Origin of the sequence: Allobosea thiooxidans, assembly GCF_900168195.1 — a bacterium.
Lineage (GTDB): Bacteria > Pseudomonadota > Alphaproteobacteria > Rhizobiales > Beijerinckiaceae > Allobosea > Allobosea thiooxidans.
Genome location: NZ_FUYX01000001.1, coordinates 429,020 through 447,061, shown reverse-complemented (window position 1 = coordinate 447,061; position 18,042 = coordinate 429,020). Strand labels below are relative to the sequence as shown.

Annotated in this window: 20 protein-coding genes; 8 read left to right on the top strand and 12 right to left on the bottom strand. The window is 69.2% G+C overall.

Features of this window, described 5'->3' with window-relative positions; all coding sequences use genetic code 11:
* Positions 1 to 3 precede the first annotated feature (3 nt).
* Complete coding sequence (locus B5Y19_RS02210) at positions 4 to 621, bottom strand: LysE family translocator (protein WP_055727371.1); 618 nt, start codon at positions 619 to 621, stop codon at positions 4 to 6.
* A 90-nt stretch (positions 622 to 711) separates the two neighbouring features.
* Here B5Y19_RS02210 and B5Y19_RS02205 point away from each other — a divergent pair, with 90 nt between their 5' ends.
* Positions 712 to 1,296: a GNAT family N-acetyltransferase gene (locus tag B5Y19_RS02205; protein WP_055727370.1), complete on the top strand. Its 585-nt coding sequence runs from the start codon at positions 712 to 714 to the stop codon at positions 1,294 to 1,296.
* A gap of 29 nt (positions 1,297 to 1,325) precedes the next feature.
* On the opposite strand, the gene B5Y19_RS02200 is transcribed toward B5Y19_RS02205, so the two are convergent.
* Positions 1,326 to 2,327, bottom strand: coding sequence for an alpha/beta hydrolase (locus B5Y19_RS02200; RefSeq protein WP_055727369.1), 1,002 nt, complete (start codon positions 2,325 to 2,327; stop codon positions 1,326 to 1,328).
* A gap of 105 nt (positions 2,328 to 2,432) precedes the next feature.
* On the opposite strand from B5Y19_RS02200, the gene dapB reads away from it, so the two are divergent.
* The 3 genes from dapB (at position 2,433) to B5Y19_RS02185 (ending at position 6,205) form a co-directional block, all read left to right on the top strand.
* Positions 2,433 to 3,236, top strand: coding sequence for a 4-hydroxy-tetrahydrodipicolinate reductase (gene dapB, locus B5Y19_RS02195; protein ID WP_055727408.1), 804 nt, complete (start codon positions 2,433 to 2,435; stop codon positions 3,234 to 3,236).
* Positions 3,237 to 3,371: 135 nt separating this feature from the next.
* The gene (locus tag B5Y19_RS02190; RefSeq protein WP_176168539.1) at positions 3,372 to 5,033 is read left to right on the top strand and encodes a methyl-accepting chemotaxis protein; all 1,662 of its coding nucleotides are present in this window, start codon (positions 3,372 to 3,374) and stop codon (positions 5,031 to 5,033) included.
* 80 nt (positions 5,034 to 5,113) lie between these two features.
* The gene (locus B5Y19_RS02185) at positions 5,114 to 6,205 is read left to right on the top strand and encodes an ATP-dependent DNA helicase (protein WP_055727367.1); all 1,092 of its coding nucleotides are present in this window, start codon (positions 5,114 to 5,116) and stop codon (positions 6,203 to 6,205) included.
* Between the two features lie 11 nt (positions 6,206 to 6,216).
* Here the strand turns inward: B5Y19_RS02185 and B5Y19_RS02180 are convergent, their stop codons facing one another.
* Complete coding sequence (locus tag B5Y19_RS02180) at positions 6,217 to 6,669, bottom strand: universal stress protein (RefSeq protein WP_055727366.1); 453 nt, start codon at positions 6,667 to 6,669, stop codon at positions 6,217 to 6,219.
* A 228-nt stretch (positions 6,670 to 6,897) separates the two neighbouring features.
* Here B5Y19_RS02180 and B5Y19_RS02175 point away from each other — a divergent pair, with 228 nt between their 5' ends.
* The 3 genes from B5Y19_RS02175 to B5Y19_RS02165 all read left to right on the top strand — a co-directional run bounded on the left by B5Y19_RS02175 (position 6,898) and on the right by B5Y19_RS02165 (position 9,949).
* Positions 6,898 to 7,107, top strand: a complete 210-nt coding sequence (locus tag B5Y19_RS02175; RefSeq protein WP_055727365.1) for a hypothetical protein — start codon at positions 6,898 to 6,900, stop codon at positions 7,105 to 7,107.
* 116 nt (positions 7,108 to 7,223) lie between these two features.
* Positions 7,224 to 8,693 (top strand): DUF1800 domain-containing protein, encoded by a 1,470-nt coding sequence (locus B5Y19_RS02170; RefSeq protein WP_055727364.1) that lies wholly within the window; start codon positions 7,224 to 7,226, stop codon positions 8,691 to 8,693.
* A gap of 5 nt (positions 8,694 to 8,698) precedes the next feature.
* Positions 8,699 to 9,949 carry a DUF1501 domain-containing protein gene (locus B5Y19_RS02165; protein ID WP_055727363.1) on the top strand — a complete coding sequence of 417 codons (1,251 nt, stop codon included), beginning with the start codon at positions 8,699 to 8,701 and terminating at the stop codon, positions 9,947 to 9,949.
* Positions 9,950 to 10,096: 147 nt separating this feature from the next.
* Here B5Y19_RS02165 and leuD read toward each other — a convergent pair whose 3' ends face one another.
* The 9 genes from leuD to rplS form a co-directional block, all read right to left on the bottom strand.
* On the bottom strand, positions 10,097 to 10,699 hold the full coding sequence (gene leuD, locus B5Y19_RS02160) for a 3-isopropylmalate dehydratase small subunit (protein ID WP_055727362.1): 603 nt from the start codon (positions 10,697 to 10,699) through the stop codon (positions 10,097 to 10,099).
* A 27-nt stretch (positions 10,700 to 10,726) separates the two neighbouring features.
* The gene (locus B5Y19_RS02155) at positions 10,727 to 11,161 is read right to left on the bottom strand and encodes a metallopeptidase family protein (protein WP_055727361.1); all 435 of its coding nucleotides are present in this window, start codon (positions 11,159 to 11,161) and stop codon (positions 10,727 to 10,729) included.
* A gap of 5 nt (positions 11,162 to 11,166) precedes the next feature.
* Complete coding sequence (locus B5Y19_RS02150) at positions 11,167 to 11,412, bottom strand: hypothetical protein (protein WP_055727360.1); 246 nt, start codon at positions 11,410 to 11,412, stop codon at positions 11,167 to 11,169.
* Positions 11,413 to 11,436: 24 nt separating this feature from the next.
* Entirely contained in the window at positions 11,437 to 12,855 is a 1,419-nt protein-coding gene (leuC, locus tag B5Y19_RS02145; protein ID WP_055727359.1) for a 3-isopropylmalate dehydratase large subunit, read from the bottom strand.
* 112 nt (positions 12,856 to 12,967) lie between these two features.
* Complete coding sequence (locus tag B5Y19_RS25965) at positions 12,968 to 13,120, bottom strand: hypothetical protein (RefSeq protein WP_156367030.1); 153 nt, start codon at positions 13,118 to 13,120, stop codon at positions 12,968 to 12,970.
* Between the two features lie 76 nt (positions 13,121 to 13,196).
* Positions 13,197 to 14,243 carry an HlyD family secretion protein gene (locus tag B5Y19_RS02140; RefSeq protein WP_055727358.1) on the bottom strand — a complete coding sequence of 349 codons (1,047 nt, stop codon included), beginning with the start codon at positions 14,241 to 14,243 and terminating at the stop codon, positions 13,197 to 13,199.
* Positions 14,244 to 14,256: 13 nt separating this feature from the next.
* A complete protein-coding gene (locus B5Y19_RS02135) occupies positions 14,257 to 15,888 on the bottom strand; it encodes an efflux MFS transporter permease (RefSeq protein ID WP_055727357.1) in 1,632 nt (543 codons plus the stop codon).
* Positions 15,885 to 16,334, bottom strand: a complete 450-nt coding sequence (locus B5Y19_RS02130; protein ID WP_055727356.1) for a MarR family winged helix-turn-helix transcriptional regulator — start codon at positions 16,332 to 16,334, stop codon at positions 15,885 to 15,887. Before B5Y19_RS02130 ends, B5Y19_RS02135 begins: the two co-directional genes overlap by 4 nt.
* Positions 16,335 to 16,511: 177 nt before the next feature.
* Positions 16,512 to 16,907: a 50S ribosomal protein L19 gene (gene rplS / locus B5Y19_RS02125; protein ID WP_055727355.1), complete on the bottom strand. Its 396-nt coding sequence runs from the start codon at positions 16,905 to 16,907 to the stop codon at positions 16,512 to 16,514.
* A 203-nt stretch (positions 16,908 to 17,110) separates the two neighbouring features.
* On the opposite strand from rplS, the gene B5Y19_RS02120 reads away from it, so the two are divergent.
* Positions 17,111 to 17,899, top strand: coding sequence for an SDR family NAD(P)-dependent oxidoreductase (locus tag B5Y19_RS02120; protein ID WP_055727354.1), 789 nt, complete (start codon positions 17,111 to 17,113; stop codon positions 17,897 to 17,899).
* The last annotated feature ends 143 nt before the right edge of the window (positions 17,900 to 18,042 follow it).

The window sequence follows — 18,042 nt, the reverse complement described above, 5'->3', positions numbered from 1 at the left end:
GGCTCAGCTCGTCCGCGCCGAGGCGAGCCAGAGGCCGCCGCCGACCAGGAGCCCGCCGCTGAACCTCGACAGCAGCCGGACGCGCCGCTGCGAGAGCAGATGGCCGGCGCGGCCGGAGAGCAGGGCATAGGCGCCGTCGCTGAGCGCGGCGAAGGCCAGTGCCGTCGCGCCCATGATGGCGATCTGCGTGGCGTGGTCGCGCGACGGATCGAGGAACTGCGGGAAGAAGGCGCCGAAGAACAGCAGCGTCTTCGGGTTGCTGAGGGCGACGAGCGCGCCCTGCAGCAAGAAGCCGCCGCGCGGCGGCCTCGCCGGCGCGTGCCCATCGAGGTCGGCGCCGGCCGAACGGAACATCTTCCAGCCCAGCCAGATCAGATAGGCGGCGCCGGCCAGCCGCAGCCACTCGAACCAATGGCCGAGCGCGGCGATTACCGAGCTCAGCCCGATGCCGGCGACGAGGACCATGACGCCGAGACCGAGCTGGGTTCCTGCCACATTGAGGAGACCGGCGCGGGTACCGTGCTTCAGGCTGTTGGCTACGATCAGCGTGACGGTCGGGCCCGGAACGATGATGATGACCATGCAGGCGATGAGATAGGCGGCGTAGACGTCGAGCGACATGGCGCGGTCTCCGGCTGTGGCGCGTCAGTGATCTGCCGATCCCGGCTGCGTGTCCAGCCTTCTCGCGTGGCGGCCGAAGGGGAGGTTGCGATGGACCGGACGGATTTCTCCGTGGTGCCGCTCACGCCGGAGCGCTGGGGCGACCTGGAGGATCTCTTCGGCCCGCAGGGACCCTGCTATGGCTGCTGGTGCAATCATTTCCGGATGCCGCCGCAGCTGCGCAAGCCGCTGCTCGGCGAGGGCGCGCGGCAACTGTTCGAGGAGCGGGTGAGGAAGGGGCCGCCGCCGGGCGTGCTCGCCTATGCCGAGGGCAAGGCCGTCGGCTGGTTGCAGGTCGGCCCGCGGGCGCATGTGCCCGAGTGGAACAATCCGCGCCGCGCCTCGACGCCGCTGCCGGACGCGCCGGCCGAGGACATCAGCAACTGGGCTGCGTCCTGCTTCTTCGTGCGCAAGGGCTTTCGCGGGAAGGGCGTCACCGGCGCATTGCTGGACGGCGCCGTCGGCTTCGCCCGCGAGAGCGGTGCGCGGCTGATCGAGGCGGCGGCGATGGACAATCGCGACAAGCGCAGCGCCGACGGGCTCTATGTCGGGCCGGAGAGCGTGTTCCTGCGCGCCGGCTTCACCGAAGTGGCCCGGCAGAAGCCGGGGCGGCCGCTGCTGCGGCTGGTGCTGTGAGCGCGCTCATCGGAGCGGACTCCTGAAGGTCAGGGCGCCGAGCGCCGCGGTGCCACGGCCTGGATGAAGGCCGCCAGCCGGTCGAGCGCCTGCTTCCCCTCCGGCCGGTCGAGGTCGAACTGGTATTCGTGCGGCAGCTTCGGCTCGGTCTCGGGCGGGAAGAACAGCGTGTCGACCTTGACGCCGCGGTCTCGCAGCGCCTGGGCCATCATCACCGATTGCGGCGCCAACGGGTCGCCATTGCCGGCGGAAATGAAGCTCGGCGGGAAGGCTTCCGTCACATAGCGCGGTACCGCAGCCTCGGTGATCTGCTCGCTTTCCAGCGGGCTCGACGTGTCGAAATAGGCGAAGAGGACCGCGCGGAGAAAGTTCCCGAACGGGCCGGAGAAGTCGAACGCCGTCGGGTCGAAGGCGCCGGAGAACAGGGCGACCGCCCGCAAGGTCGCCGGGTCCACGGCCGGTTTCAGGCCGAGCAGCTCGGCATAGTCCTTTCCGGTCAGCCCGGCGGCGAGCTGTGCTGCGATATGCGCGCCGGCCGAATCGCCCGCGAGCACGATCCGGCGCGGATCGAGGCCGAGGCGCCGGCCTTCGCGGGCGAGGAAGCCGAGGGCCTCGTTCGCCTGCAGCACCGGGCCCGGATAACGGGCGGTCGGTGCGAGGGTGTAGCCCAGGGCGACGGCGGGGTAGCCTCGCCCGGCCAGGATCTTCAGATAGGGCGCTACATCCTTGCGGTCGCCGCCGACGAAGCCGCCGCCATGGACCCAGACGACAATCGGCCGCCCCTGCGTGTCCCCCGGCGGCAGATAGATGTCGAGAAGCGCTTCCGCCGCCGTGCCGTAGCGAATGTCGCGCTGCTCGCGGATGTCGGCCGGGACATGCCGGGCGAGGGCTTCGCCGGTCTTGGAGGCGCCGTAGCCGAAGGCGAGCCGGATCAGCAGGGCGGATGGCCAGGGCGACAGGGCGAAGGCGGCGTAGCCGACGAAGGCCAGGCTCAGGCAGAGCAGGAGAATCCGGGTGGCGCGAGGTCTCATTCCGCGAAGCTAGGCTGCCTCGCGATTCCGGGCAACGCGGCCGGGGCTGGCAAAGCCGCGCTCCGGGACTTAATTCTCATGGCGGATTCCAACCGGGAGATCTCCATGATCCGCATCACGCTTGCCGGCTGCACCGGCTGGGTCGGAAAGGCGCTCGTCGCCGCCATCGCCGCGGCGCCCGATCTCGCGCTCGTCGCCGGCGTATCGCGCAAGGCGGCAGGCCGGGATCTCGGCGAGGCGGCCGGACTGCCGGCCAACGGGCTTCCGGTCTTCGCCTCGGTCGAGGAGGCGCTTGCGATCCCCTCCGACGTGCTGATCGACTACACCAAGCCCGACAGCGTGAAGGGCAATGTGCTCGCGGCGGTCGCGGCCGGCCGCCATGTCGTGGTCGGCGCCTCCGGCATGACCGGCGAGGACTATGCCGAGATCGACGCGGCGGCGAAGGCCGCGGGAGTGGGCGTTCTCGCCGCCGGCAATTTCTCGGTGACCGCGACGCTGCTGCGCCGCTTCGCCCGCGAGGCGGCGAAATACGTCCCGGATGTCGAGATCATCGACTACGCTTCGGCCGCCAAGCCGGACACGCCCTCCGGCACCGGCCGGGAACTGGCCGAGACGCTGGGGGCCGAGCGCATGGCCGGAACCGCCAAGCCGGTCGCGGAACTCGGCGGCGTGCGCGAGACGCGCGGCGGAGCGATCGGCGCGCCGAACCCGGTCCAGGTGCATTCGGTGCGCATGCCGGGCTTCGTGCTCTCCTGCGAGGCGCTGTTCGGCCTGCCCGACGAACGGCTGGTGATCCGCCATGATGCCGGTAGTTCGGCCGCTCCCTATGTCGGCGGCACGCTGCTCGCCGCCCGGCGGGTCGCCGAGCAGGCGGGGCTGCGGCGCGGCCTCGACAGCCTGATGGGATGAGCGCTCCGGCATTTGCGTAACCGGCTAAGCTGTTGAATTCCTTGCGACATATTGCCGTTCGTTAACCTCGTGTTCGTTCGCATCTGCGAAAGGACGGCCGAAGACGAGGCGATGGCGGCGATGCGGCGACTGGGATTGACGGCGAAGATCATGATCTTCTTCGCGCTTCTGAGTCTTGCAGGGGCGCTCGGCCTCGCCGGCGCGTTGCGGGGCTTCGACGAGGCGCGCCGCGTCGATGCGGCCGCCTTCTCCGATATCCGCCTGGCGAGCAGCGCCTCGCTCCTGTCCAGCCGCGTCGCCTCGGCGGCGCTGCTCAGCCGGGTCAAGGCAGATGCGCCCGTGCGCGAGGTCGAGACGATGCTGGAACGGCTGGATGGCGCGATCGACGGCGTCGATGCCGCCCGCGCCCATCTGATATCCGCGTTGCCTGCGAGCCTGATCGAGGCCCATCCGACGCTCGACGCCCGGATCCGCACCTTCATCGCCTTCCAGCGCGGCATCGTCGAGATCGGCCAACGCGTTTCGGCGAGGGCGGCGCTGCTCGAGGCCGGGGCCGAGGAGGCGCGGCTCAATGTCGAGGAGATCGTCGCGACCACCTCGGGGCTTCGGGACGAGCTGGCGCGGCGGGCCGGCGAGACCGCGGCACGGGCCGGGGAGCGTGCCGAAGCCGTCCGGCTGCGGACGGTCCTGTTCGCGCTGCTGCTGCCGTTCGGCGGCGGCTTGGTGGCGTTGCTGCTCCTGCGCAGCCAGCTGACGCGGCCGCTGCGGCAGCTCATGACGGCGATCAGCCAGGCGAGTTCGGCGGACCGCGTCGTCGAGGTTCCGCATTGCGGGCGTGCCGACGAGATCGGCGAGCTCGCCCGGGTAGTGCGCCAGCTCAGCGAGGTTCGCGCGACGCTGAACACGCGCGAGGCCGAGGCGGACGATGCCCGCCGGTTGCAGAACATGCGCAGCGCCGAGCTCGCGCGCATCGCCGACGAGTTCGAAATGCGGCTGGGCGCACTGCTCGGCGAGATCGGCCGGGCCAGCGAGGTGCTTCGCCTGGCGCTCCAGGATGCCGCCGTGCGGGTGCACCAGATCTCGAAGAGCACCAAGACCGCCGCGGCCTCGGTCGACGGCGCCGGGGCGGAAGCGCGGCGCACCAGCGAGGCGGCGCTGCGGATGGAGGACGTCATCCGCCAGATCAATGCCGAGGTCCGGCGGGTTTCGGTGATGGCGACGGCGGCGACCCGCGAAGCGGCGGGCACGCACGCCCTCGTCACGCGGCTGGCGGAGAATGCGGCGCAGATCCGCGAGGTCGTCGCGATCATCGAGGCGGTGGCGCGCCAGACCAACCTGCTCGCGCTCAACGCGACGATCGAGGCCGCCCGCGCCGGTGCACAGGGCCGCGGCTTCGCGGTCGTCGCCGCCGAGGTGAAGACGCTCGCGAACCAGGCCTCGGAAGCGGCGTCACGGATTGTGAACCGGATCGCGCAGGTCGACGAGGCCCTGTCCCATGCGGCGGAGGCGGTGGCTACGATCGGGGCCGGCGTCGCGGCGGTCGAGCAGACCGGCACCGAGATCGCGACGATGGTGAGCTCGCATGTCGAGCTGCTCGGCTCGCTCGGCGAGACGGTGGCGCGCATCTCGGACGTGACCGGCACCGCGGCGATGGCGATGGGCGAGATCGCCGCCGCCAATCTCCAGACCGTCGGCCGGGCCGATACAGGCGCGGCGAGCGCGCGCGAGCTCGACGGCCGGATCACGGCCCTGCGGGCGGAGGCCGCAGCCTTCGTGCGGCGCCTGCGCGCGGCATAGGGGGCCGGCAATGTCGGGCTTGCCTTCGTCGCCCGACTCGGCCCCATCTGCGCGATGCCCGTTTTCAGGATCTTTCGGCGATGAGCTGGTCGCCCCAGCAGGATGCCGCCTTGACCGCCGTGGCGCGCTGGCTTCAGGCCGGCGAGCCGCAGCTCTTCCGCATGTTCGGCTATGCCGGCACAGGCAAGACCACGCTCGCCCGCCATATCGCCGAGGCGGTCGACGGCGAGGTCGTCTTCGCCGCCTATACCGGCAAGGCCGCGCTCGTGCTGCGTAACAAGGGCTGCCATGGCGCGCAGACCATCCATTCGCTGATCTACCGCTCGCGCGGGGTCGAGGAGGAGAGCCCGACCTTCGTGCTCAACCGCGAGAGCGCCGCCGCCAAGGCGAAGCTGATCATCATCGACGAATGCTCGATGGTGGACGAGGAGCTCGGGCGCGACCTGCTTTCCTTCGGCACGCCGGTTCTGGTGCTCGGTGACCCGGCGCAGCTGCCGCCGGTCAAGGGCGGCGGCTTCTTCACCGAGCAGGAGCCCGACGTCATGCTGACCGAGGTACACCGCCAGGCGGCCGACAATCCGATCGTGCGGATGTCGATGATCGTGCGCGAGGGCGGCCGGCTCGACTATGGCGAATACGGTCCGAGCCGCGTGATCCGGCGCGGCGACGTCAATCCGGAAATCGTCATGACGGCCGATCAGGTTCTGGTCGGAATGAACAAGACGCGGCGCAACTACAATGCCCGTATCCGCCAGCTGATGGGCCGCACCGACAACAGCCCGGTCGCGGGCGAGAAGCTGGTCTGCCTGCGCAACGACAAGAGCAAGGGGCTGCTCAATGGCGGCTCCTGGATCGTGCAGGAGATCGCGACCTCGAAGAAGGGGCTCGTCACCATGCGGGTGACGCCGGAGGACGACACCGGCGCCAAGGCGGTCAAGGTCTCGGTGCTGCCGAACTTCTTCGACGGTACCGAGGAGGAGGTGCCGTGGGAGCTGCGCAAGCACACCGACGAGTTCACCTTCGGCTACGCGCTGACGGTGCACAAATCGCAGGGCTCGCAATGGGACGACGTGGTGCTCTTCGATGAGAGCTACGCCTTCCGCGAGCACCGGGCGCGCTGGCTCTATACCGGGCTGACGCGGGCGGCCGAGACGATCACGGTAGTGATGTAGCGGCGCAGGCGCTACCTGACCACCAGAACCGGAACCGGGCTGTTGGTGACGACCTCGGAGGTCTGGCTGCCGAGCAGGAGGCGGCGAAGGCCGCGACGGCCGTGCGAGGCCATGACGATCAGGTCGCAATGGCGTCTGCCGGCGGTTTCGACGATCGCCTCGGCAGGGTGGGCCTCCGGGATGTAGACCGTCTCGGCCGCGACGCCGAGCCGGTCAGCGGCGGCCTTGGCGTCCACCAGCGTCCTCGTCGCCGCTTCCTTCTGGCTCGCCTCGTACTCGACGGTCGCGGTCGGTGGAGGCAGCCAGCCCGGGCCCGCTGCAGCGCCTGCATAGATCGGAAACGGCTCCGTCACGGTGACGATGGTGACCTTGGCGCCGACGCTCTTCGCCAGGGCCAGCCCATGGTCCACACCCTTCTGGCCGACCTCTGACCCGTCCGTCGATATGAGAATGTGCTTGTACATGGCTGATCCCGCTATCCGTGCCGCGAAAACGCCGCCCGAGAGATCCAGCGCCCGGCACGAGCCTGATCCTCGGCGCCCTTTGGGTCATTGACAAGCAACCCTGAAGCTAGGGGCTCATGCCGATTCCGCTTGGTTTCCGGGCCGGAAGCGGGATTGATTTGACGCAAGAGCGATCTCCCGCCTTTGCCGTATAATCTTCTGCAGCTTCATTGTCCGGGGAGGTCGTCCATGAAAACGACAATCAGGCACGGGCCGGATTCCTGCCGGTCGGACCCGCCCCTGTTCAAGATCGAGACGGTCGAAGACTACGCCCTCGCCAAGCGCCGCATCGATGCCCTCGCGGTGCAGGACGGGAGCAGCTATCGCGAGCTCATGGCGCTCAAGGAGGCGGTCTGCCTCTGGGAAGCGGAGCATCGGAGCGCTGAGCAGCGCCCGTAGGCGCATGCGGAGAAACGGCCGCGAGACCCTGTCTGCTTCGGATTGTCGAGATGTCCTTCTGGTTTTCGCCATAGTCGGTCGGGATGCTGCATGCCTGAACAGCGGAGGCCGGCGGCATGGCGGAACCGGACGATCTGAAGGCGGGGGCCGCTGCCCTCCAGCGTTTCGGTCTCGGGCCGAAGCCGGGGCAGGGCGAAGCGATGCGCCGGCAGGCGCGGGACAGGCTGCTGGCCGAAATCGATTTCGGGATCGTCGCCCAGCCGCAAGGCGTGCCGTTCTCGGGCGCGGCGGAAATCGGCAAGGCGCTCTACGCCTTCGAGGATGACGAGAAGCGCGAACGCGAGGCGAAGCGCGCCTCCGCGCAGCAACCGGCTCAGGGCATGCAGGTCGCCAATGCGGCGCAGCCGGCCGATGCGCAGCCGGCCGCCCCGCAGAACCAGATGACGCCGCCGCGGAAGGCGGCGAACGAGCCTGCGCTGCCCTACCGGACCTATCGCGAGGAGGTGAAGGCGCGCGTCGATCTGGCGCTCGCGGCCGAGACCGGCTTCGCCGAGCGGCTGGTGATGTTCTGGTCGAACCATTTCTGCGTCGGTGCGACCAAGAGCAACATGTCGCGCATCATGGCCGGGACCTATGAGCGCGAGGCCATCCGCCCGCATGTCTTCGGCCGCTTCGAGGAAATGCTGGTCGCGGCCGAGAGCCACCCGGCGATGCTCGACTTCCTCGACAACCGCCAGTCCATCGGCCCCAATTCGCCCGCGGGCCGGCGGCGCGGGCGCGGGCTGAACGAGAACCTCGCCCGCGAGATCATGGAGCTGCACACGCTCGGCGTCTCCGGCGGCTACAGCCAGGCGGACGTCACCAATCTCGCCCGCATCATCACGGGCTGGACCGTGGTGGGGCGCGAGGGCGTGCTCGGCTTTCCCGGATCCTTCGCCTTCAACGCCGGGCTGCACGAGCCCGGCGCGACGCCGCTGCTCGGCCGCTCCTACGACCAGCCGGGCCGGGCGCAGGGCGTCGCGGCGCTGACCGATCTCGCGCGCCACCCGGCGACCTCGCGGTTCATCGCGACCAAGCTTGCAAGGCATTTCGTGGCCGACGATCCACCGACCGAGCTCGTCGAGCTGTTGGCCAGGACGTTCCGCGAAAGCGGGGGCGACCTGCCCGCAGTCTATCGGGCGCTGATCGGCAGCGATGCGGCCTGGACGGCGCCGGCGAGCAAGATCCGCACGCCACAGGAATTCCTCCTCGCGTCCTATCGCGCGCTGGGCCGCCAGCCCGATTTCGGCCAGATCGCCGGGCCTCTGGCGACGATGGGCCAGCCCTTCTGGCAGCCTTCCGGGCCGAACGGCTACGCCGACAGCAACGCCGCCTGGGCTTCGGCCGAAGGCATCAAGACGCGCATCGATGTCGCTGCCGGCTGGGGCCGGCAGGCGGCGAATGCGGTGCCCGATCCGCGCGGGCTGAGCGAGGACGTTCTCGGTCCGCTTCTCTCCTCTGAGACGAGGCAGGCGGTGGCGCGGGCGGAGAGCAGGTCGCAGGCGCTGGCCCTGCTGCTGATGTCGCCCGAATTCCAGCGGAGATGAGGCCGATGGAGCATCACGACGACGATGACGATTGCGAACGGATGACGCCGTCGCGGCGCGCCGTGCTCGGTGCGGCGGGCGCGCTCTTCGGCTGGTCCTTCGTACCGAAATTCGCCCATGCGGCGGCGGGCAGCCGCGATCCGCGCTTCCTGCTGGTGGTGCTGCGCGGGGCGCTCGACGGGCTTTCGGCGGTGCCTCCGATCGGCGATCCCGACTATGCCGGCCTGCGCGAGGGCATTGCGCTCGCCAAGGACGGGCCCGAGGCGGCCTTGCCGCTCGACGGCTTCTTCTACCTGCATCCGGCGATGCCGAACCTCGCCCGGCTCTATCGCGAAGGGCGGGCGGCGATCGTCCATGCCACAGCGACGGGCTATCGCGAGCGCTCGCATTTCGACGGTCAGGACGTGCTGGAGAGCGGCCAGTCGGGGCCGGGCAGCACCGAGGATGGCTGGCTCAACCGGCTGATCGCGAGCCTGCCGGCCGGGGAGGGCATCTCGCGCAAGGGTGTGCTCGGCGTCGGCGTCGTGCCGCCTCTGGTGGTGCGGGGCCGGGCGCCGGTGCTGGGCTGGGCGCCGCCGCGCATGGCGCGGGCCGGCATCGACCTGACCACGCGGCTGGCCGATCTCTACGGCCAGCGCGATCCCGGCCTCGCCATGGCCCTGCAGCAGGCGATCGAAACCGAGGGGCTGGCGCGGCGCAGCGGCATGGCCGAGCCGAGGGGCGGCGGCGGGCCGGACACGGCCGACGGCATGCGGCGGATCGCCGAAGGCGTCGCCGGGCTCGTCGGCGCCGATGACGGGCCGCGCATCGCCGCGCTGGCCTTCGAGGGCTGGGATACGCATGCCAATGAGGGCGGGGCCAAGGGACGGCTGGCCAATCTGCTCGGCGGCCTGGACGGGGCCTTCGCCGCGCTGGAGCAGGGGCTGGCCCCGGTCTGGAAGGACACGGTGGTGATGGTCGCGACCGAGTTCGGGCGCACGGCCGCCGTCAATGGCACGGTCGGCACCGACCATGGCACCGGCACTGTCGCCTTTCTCGTCGGCGGCGCGGTGAAGGGCGGCCGGATGATCACGGACTGGCCGGGGCTGAAGCCCGGACAGCTCTACCAAAGCCGCGACCTTGCGCCGACGACCGACATCCGCACGGTCGCCAAGGGCGTGGTCGCCGATCTCTTCGGGCTGTCGGGCCCGGTCCTGGCCGAGAAGGTGTTCCCGGGGACGGGCGAGCTCAGGCCGATGCAGGGGCTGGTGGTTTAGCGCCCTTCTCCCCTCGGGGGAGAAGGTGCCGGCGGGCGGATGAGGGTGGCGCGATCAGGTGAACGAAAAAGGGCCGCTTGCGCGGCCCTTCCCTCATCCGTCGGCGCTACGCACTGCCACCTTCTCCCCCGAGGGGAGAAGGGAAGGTCAAGCCCAGGCGCGCTGCTTCAGCTTGTCCTCGAAGGCCTCGATCTTGGAGGACTTCTCCATGGTCAGGCCGATATCGTCGAGCCCGTTGAGCAGGCAGTGCTTGCGGAAGGGGTCGATCTCGAACGAGATCTCGCCGCCGTCCGGCCCCTTGATCGTCTGCTTCTCCAAGTCGATCGTCAGCGTCGCGTTGGAGCCGCGCTCGGCGTCGTCGAACAGCATCTCGAGCTGCTCGGGCGTGACCTTGATCGGCAGGATGCCGTTCTTGAAGCAGTTATTGTAGAAGATGTCGGCGAAGCTCGTGGAGATCACGCAGCGGATGCCGAAGTCGAGCAGCGCCCAGGGAGCATGCTCGCGCGAGGAGCCGCAGCCGAAATTGTCGCCGGCGACGAGGATCTCGGCCTTGCGATAGGCCGGCTGGTTCAGCACGAAATCCGGGTTCTCGGAGCCGTCCTCCTTGTAGCGCATCTCGGAGAACAGCGCGGTGCCCAGCCCGGTGCGCTTGATCGTCTTCAGATACTGCTTGGGGATGATCATGTCGGTGTCGACATTGACCACCTTCATCGGGGCGGGCGTCGAGGTCAGGGTGGTGAAGGGCTGCATGGTTCTTGTCCTTGCTTCGAGGCCGGCTCAGCCGGCCGCCTGTTCGATGGCTTCCATGTCCTCGTCGGAGAAGCCGAAATGGTGGCCGATCTCGTGGACCATGACGTGGGTGACGATGGCCCCCAGGCTCTCGTCATTCTCCGCCCAGTAGTCGAGGATCGGCCTGCGATAGAGATGGATGGTGTTGGGCATCTGACCGGTCTGGGGGCTGAAACCCTGCTGCGGCAGGCCGACGCCGCTGAACAGTCCGAGCAGGTCGAAGGGGCTCTCCGCCTCCAGCTCCTTGAGCACGTCGTCCTCGGGAAATTCGGTGACGTTGAAGACGACGTCGGCGCAGAGCGCGCGGAACTCCTCCGGCAGGCGGTCGAAGGCGGCCTGCGCCATGATCTCGAAGGCTTCGAGCGACGGGGCCTTGGCCCCGTCCCAGTCGATGTCCCTGCTCTTGGTCGCCACGGCGTCCATATCCGTCACCAGAACTTCAGCTGATGGCCGAGCCACCAGGCCAGCACGACGACGCCCAGCAGCGAGAGGGAACGGCCGATGCGCCGTCCCCAGAGCTCGATCCTGTCGCCCTCGGGCGCGTCGGCGCCCGAGAAGTGCTGGGCCGCCCGGTTCATCGACGAACCGAGCACGGTCTCGCTGTCGCGCTTGACACGCTCCAGCGCGGCCTTGGCCTCGGCTTCGCGTGCGGTTTCGCGGGGGTCGTTCGACATGGCTAGCCTCCCCGCGCTTGCCGCTCAGCCCAGCTGGCGCACGTCGACGAAGTGGCCGGTCAGGGCCGCCGCCGCCGCCATCGCCGGCGAGACCAGGTGGGTGCGGCCGCGATAGCCCTGGCGACCCTCGAAATTGCGGTTCGAGGTCGAGGCGGCGCGCTGGCCCGGCTTCAGCTGGTCCGGGTTCATGCCGAGGCACATCGAGCAGCCCGGCTCACGCCATTCGAAGCCGGCGGCGAGGAAGATCTTGTCGAGGCCTTCCAGCTCCGCCTGCTGCTTCACCAGACCCGAGCCCGGCACGATCATGGCGTAGTCCAGGCTGTCATGGATCTTCTTGCCCTCGACGATCTTGGCGACGGTGCGCAGATCCTCGATGCGGCCATTGGTGCAGGAGCCGATCCAGATCACGTCGAGCGGGATCTCGGTCATCCTGGTGCCCGCGGTCAGGCCCATGTACTCAAGCGCGCGCTTCTTCGAGGCGCGCTTGACCTCGTCGGCGATCAGCTCGGGATCGGGCACGGCGCCGAGCACCGAGATGACGTCCTCCGGGCTCGTGCCCCAGGAGACGATCGGCGGCAGGTTGGCGGCGTCGAGCTTCACGACGCGGTCGAAATGCGCGCCCTCGTCGGAGCGCAGCGTCTCCCAGTAGCGGACGGCCGCGTCCCAGGCCTCGCCCTTCGGCGCCTTGGGGCGGCCCTGCAGGTAGTCGAAGGCCTTCTGGTCAGGGGCGACCATGCCGGCGCGGGCGCCGCCCTCGATCGACATGTTGCAGACCGTCATGCGGCCTTCCATGGTGAGGCCGCGGATGGCCTCGCCGGCATATTCGATCACCGAGCCGGTGCCGCCGGCGGTGCCGATCTCGCCGATGATGGCGAGCGTGATGTCCTTGGCGCCGACGCCGGGAGCAGGCGTGCCGTCCACCTGGACGAGCATGTTCTTCGCCTTCTTCTGGATCAGCGTCTGCGTGGCGAGCACATGCTCGACCTCGGAGGTGCCGATGCCATGGGCGAGCGCGCCGAAGGCGCCATGGGTCGAGGTGTGCGAGTCACCGCAGACGATCGTGGTGCCCGGCAGGGTGAAGCCCTGCTCGGGGCCGACGATGTGGACGATGCCCTGGCGCTTGTCGAGCTCGTTGAAATACTCGACGCCGAAGTCCTTGGCGTTCTTGGCGAGCGCCTCGACCTGGATGCGGCTTTCCTCTTCCTGGATGCCCTTGGAGCGGTCGGTCGTCTGGATGTTGTGGTCGACGACGGCGAGCGTCTTCTCCGGCGAGCGGACCTTGCGGCCGGTCATGCGCAGACCTTCGAAGGCCTGCGGGCTCGTCACCTCATGGACGAGGTGGCGGTCGATATAGAGCAGGCAGGTGCCGTCTTCCTGCCGGTCGATGACGTGATCGTCGAAGATCTTGTCGTAGAGAGTGCGGGGGCCTGTGGACGCAGTCATGGCTTGATCTCGGTCTGCGGAATGGTGGTCTGGAAAATCGGTTCATCGCTGCGCCGGTTCTCCGGCGCAAAGGATCGGGCGCCTGTCGCCGGCCGCGCGGAAGCGGCCGGTCTCAGGCGCCGGTAAGGCCCGCGGCGATGGAAGAGGTGAAGCGGCCGAAGAAGCGCCACGGCAGGCGGGCATGGTCATGCAGCGCGGCGAAATCCTGCGTCGTCGGCAGGGGCGGCAGATGGCCTTCTCCCTGCACGGCGCTGAAGCGCTGCAAATGATGCTCACACGGCGACATGGCCACTATGTAGCAGTTCCAATGAAGCCGGACAATCGACGCCGTCGCAGCCGCGTCATCGCGGCGACGCAGAGGTGTCGACGCTGACGACGACCGACATGCCGGGCGCCAGCCGCTCCGCCAGAGCCTGGCCCGGGTCGATGGCGATGCGCACCGGCACGCGCTGGGCGATCTTGATGAAGTTGCCGGTGGCGTTGTCGGCCCGGATGATGCTGAACTCGGAGCCGGCGGCCGGCGAGAAGCGCTCGATCCTGCCGGTCAGCCGGGCGTGGCGCAGCGCATCGACCGTGAAGCTCACCGGCTGGCCGATGCGCATGCCGGCGAGTTGCGTTTCCTTGAAGTTGGCGATCACCCAGGTCTGGGCGGGGACGAGCGCCATCAACTGTGTGCCGGCCGAGACATACTGGCCGAGCCGGGCCGAGACCTCGCCGAGGCGCCCGTCCTGCGGGGCGGTGATGCGGGTGTTCTGCAGGTCGATCTCGGCGAGATGGACCGCGGCCTCGGCGCCTTCGACCGCCGCTTCCAGAGACTGGCGGTTGACGATCGCGGTCTGCACGTCCTGCTGGGCGACGTCGACGGCGGCTTGTGTCGCGGTGAGCGAGGCGCGGGCCTGGTCGAGCGCCTGTTGGCTCTGGTCGGTGCTGGTCTGGCTGACGACGCCGCGCTCGCGCAGCGGCTCGATGCGGCCCCAATTGGCCTCGGCGGTGCGCAGCGCCGCCTCGGCGCTGGCGACATTGGCCTGGCTGGCGCGCAGCCGCGCCTCGGCGGCGGCGCGGGCCTGCTCGGAATTGGCGAGCGCGGCGCGCTGGGCGGCGAGCGAGGCACGGGCCTGTTCGAGCTTCTGCGCATAGATGCGGCCATCGATGCGCAGCAGCAGGTCTCCCTGCTTCACGGCAGCGAAGTCCTGCACCGGCACCTCGGCGACATAGCCGGCGAGCTGCGGCGCGATGACCGTGACCTGGCCGCGGACATAGGCATTCTCGGTCGTCTCGATGGCGCTGGCGAAGGGCGGCAGCCGCCAGGCGTAGAGGATCACGACGAGACCGGCGAGGCCGATGGCAAGGGCGATATAGGTCGAGAAGGAGCGGAAGAGGCGGGTCATGGCGGTGTGTCGATCAGCCGGCTGCCGGGGCAGGGGCGGTGGCGGAGCGCGCCCTGAGGCGCAGGACGGCGAGATGGAGGAGGAGGCCGGCCAGGGCCAGGGCGGCGATCAGCGCGATCAGCATGAAGGCGTCGTTGTAGGCGAGCACCCCGGCTTCCCGCACCGCCTGCTGGGCGAGCAGGGTCACGCCCTCGGCCCGCGTCAGCGCCAGGTCGGTCAGGACGTGGCCGTAGGAGCCGCCGAGCTCGCTGATGCGCTGGGCGACGAGCGGGTCGGACATGGCGAAATGGTCGGCCAGCACATGGTAGTGGAAGCTGGTGCGCAGGGTGATGAAGCTGCCGAAGATGGCCGAGCCGAGCAGGCCGCCGATGCTCTGCGTGAACAGGAAGACGGTGATGAAGCTCAGGATGTAGACCGGGCCGCGCGCGATCGCGCCGCCCATGCCCTGCGCCATCGCCGCCGGCAGGAACAGCCCCGAGCCGTAGGCGACGAGCGCCTGGCTGAGCCGGATGTCGTGCGGCCGGGTCAGGCTGGTGGCGCCGCTGTCGAGCCAGGCGCCCAGCGCGACGCAGGCCAGCGCCGTACCGTAGAACCAGTTCTCGCGGCCGGGACGCAGCAGGGCCGCGCAGGTCAGGCCGCCCGCGATGATGGCGCAGAGGATGATGGTGTAGAGCGGCGCGGTCTGCTCGTTCTGGATGCCGAGCGCCTGGAAGAAGTTGGAGGCGCCGACCGTCTGCTCCGCCAGGACGATGCGCATCAGCAGCAGCACTCCGGCGAAGTGCAGCGTCGTCGGGCTAGTCAGCCAGCGGATGTCGATGAGCGGGCTGTCGCGGTGCAGCTCGATGATCGCGGCCAGCATCAGGCAGAGGACGGCGCCGGCGAGGAGCCAGCCGAGCCAGGGCGCCTCGAACCACCAGTAGATCCGGCCGAGGGCGAGCACGACGGCGATCGAGCCGAAGCCGATGGCGATCAGCAGATAGCTGACCGCGTCGAGCGGGCCGATCACCTTCACGCGCGGCGGCGTGGTCAGCGGCAAGGCGTAGACGAAGCCGAAGGCGAGCATGGCCAGGCCCGTCTCGAACAGGGTGAGGCTGCGGAAGCCGCCCATGTCGAGCAGCCAGGGGGAGAGGAGCCGCGTCACCGGGATGCCGAGCGTGGTGTTGGTGAGCGCCAGGGACAGGCCGACGGTGAGGCGCTTCTGCGGCGGCAACGGCTCGATCATGTAGAAGAAGGCGAGCGAGGACATCGGCGCCGCCGCCATGCCGCTCATGAAGCGGATCATCACGGCGGATTGCAGGTCGTGGACGAAGAAGAAGTTGAGCAGCGTCGCGAAGACGAAGCCGGCGAGGCTGATCTCCGCGAAATTGCGCAGCCCGTACTGCATCCGGATCTTGATCAGCGCGATCGAGAGCGAAACGTTCGGCGCCATATAGGCGGCGATCAGCCAGTTGGTCTCGGCGACGGTGGCGCCGAGCTCGCCCTGGATCTGGTAGATGTTGGTGTTGACGATGTTCTGGCCGATCTGCTGCGTCATCGCCAACGTCACCGAGGCGAGCATATAGGCGAGTGCACGGGCGGGCGGCATGGTCAGCCCGAAGGGCAGCGGCGCTGCGGCAGGCGCGGTCGTGGCTTCCGGCGCGCTCATGGCGCGGCGCTCCGCCCGGCGGCGATGTTGCGCGAGGTGCGGCGCAGGACGTCGAGCGCGGCTTCCAGCTCGTCCTGCTCGATGCCCTGCAGGATGCCGGCGCGCAGCTCTGTCAGGAAGCCGAGGATGTCCTCGGCCTGGGCGCGGGCGGTTTCGGTGAGGAAGACGCGGCGTGCGCGCCTGTCGCCATCGACGGCGCGGCGCTCGATCATGCCATTGCGTTCCAGCCCGTCGAGAAGCCGCACCAGCGTCGGCTGCTCGATATCGAGCAGGCCGGCGAGGTCGGACTGGATCGGACCGTCCTGCCTGGCGAGCTCCATCAGCAGGCGGGCGCGGGAGAGCGTCAGCCCCATGTCGCGGGCACGTTCGTCGACAAGCGTCCGCAGCTTGCGGTTGACGGCGGCGAGCTCGGCAGTGAAGGCGGCCTGGAGTTGGGTGAGGTCCATAGCACCAACATAAGTAGTATGCTAATGATTGTCTTACTTATAGATGCTTTATGGGCATGACAAGGCGGCTTGTTTGATTTTGCTATGCGTTGTCGGAATGATCGTCGCGTGTGGCGGATAACAAAAAACGCGGCCCCGGGGGACCGCGTTCCAATCTCTTTGCGCTGAGGCTGCGGCTTACTTGCCGGCGGCCTTGCCACCCTTGGCCGGCCTGGCCTCGACGCGCTCGGCGATGCGGGCCGACTTGCCGCGGCGATCGCGCAGGTAATACAGCTTGGCGCGGCGCACCTTGCCCTTGCGGACGACCTTGATCGAGTCGAGGTTCGGCGAGAACAGCGGGAAGACGCGCTCGACGCCTTCGCCATAGGAAATCTTGCGGACGGTGAAGCTCTGGTTGAGGCCGCCGCCGTTGCGGGCGATCACGACGCCCTCATAGGCCTGGACGCGGGTGCGCTCGCCTTCCTTGACCTTGACGTTGACCTGGACGGTGTCGCCGGGCTGGAAAGCGGGGATGGCCTTGCCTTCGCTGAGCTTGGCAACCTGCTCCTGGTCGATCTGTTCGATGATGTTCATGGGTCTCTCCATGGCCGTGTTCGCGTGTTGGCACGCGGGCGTTACGGCGCGCTGTTTTCAGTTGAGAGCGCGGCCATACAGGAGCGCAGCGCGTTTGTCGAGCGCCAATGCCGGCAAAGCGCGCCGGGGCGGAGCCGCTTGTTGGCGTGCGCGGCGGCATGCATAGCCTTGGCCTGAACCGAGACGCATCCGGACGATAGACCATGACCGATCAAGCCACCAAGACCGCTCTCGTCACCGGCGCCGCGCGCGGCATCGGCCTCGCCACGGCCAAGCGCTTCCTCGCCGAGGGCTGGCAGGTCGGGCTGCTCGATATCGACGGGGCGGGGCTGGAAAAGGCGGCGGGCGAGATCGCCCAGCCGGAGCGGACGCTGGTGCTGACCTGCGACGTGGCCGACCCGGCGCAGCTCGAAGCCGCCTTCGCCGGCCTCGCCAAGCGCTTCGGGCGGCTGGACGCGCTCGTCAACAATGCCGGCACGGCCGTGTTCAAGCCGCTGCTGGAGACGAGCTATGAGGAGTGGCAGCGCGTGCTCGCCGTCAACCTCACCGGCCCGTTCCTGGCGACGCAGCTCGCCGCGCCGCTGATGGCCGAGAATGGCGGCGGCGCCATCGTCAACATCACCTCGATCTCCGGGCTGCGCGCTTCGACGCTGCGCGTGGCCTACGGCACTTCGAAGGCCGGGCTGGCTCATCTGACCAAGCAGCAGGCGGCCGAGCTCGCGGGCTTGGGCATCCGCGTCAATGCGGTCGCGCCGGGGCCGGTCGAGACCGCCATGGCCAAGGCGGTGCACAGCGCCGAGATCCGCGCCGACTACCGCGACGCCATCCCGCTCGCCCGCTACGGGCTGGAGGAGGAGCTGGCGGAGTCGATCTTCTTCCTCTGCTCCGACCGTGCGAGCTACATCACCGGCCAGGTTCTCGCCGTCGATGGCGGCTTCGACGCGGTCGGCATCGGGCTCGCCACGCTGCGCGGGGAACGGCGCAACCGCTGAAGGGGCGGCCCGTCTCGGTCACTTCCCAGGCTGCCGGGCCGTCGGCCGAGCAGGCCGTTGCGATCCTGCCGGAGCGGAACTGCGGCCGAAGCGCAGACGTTCCCCGATGGTGGTCCTCCGTGTGAGGCAAGTCCATCGGAGGC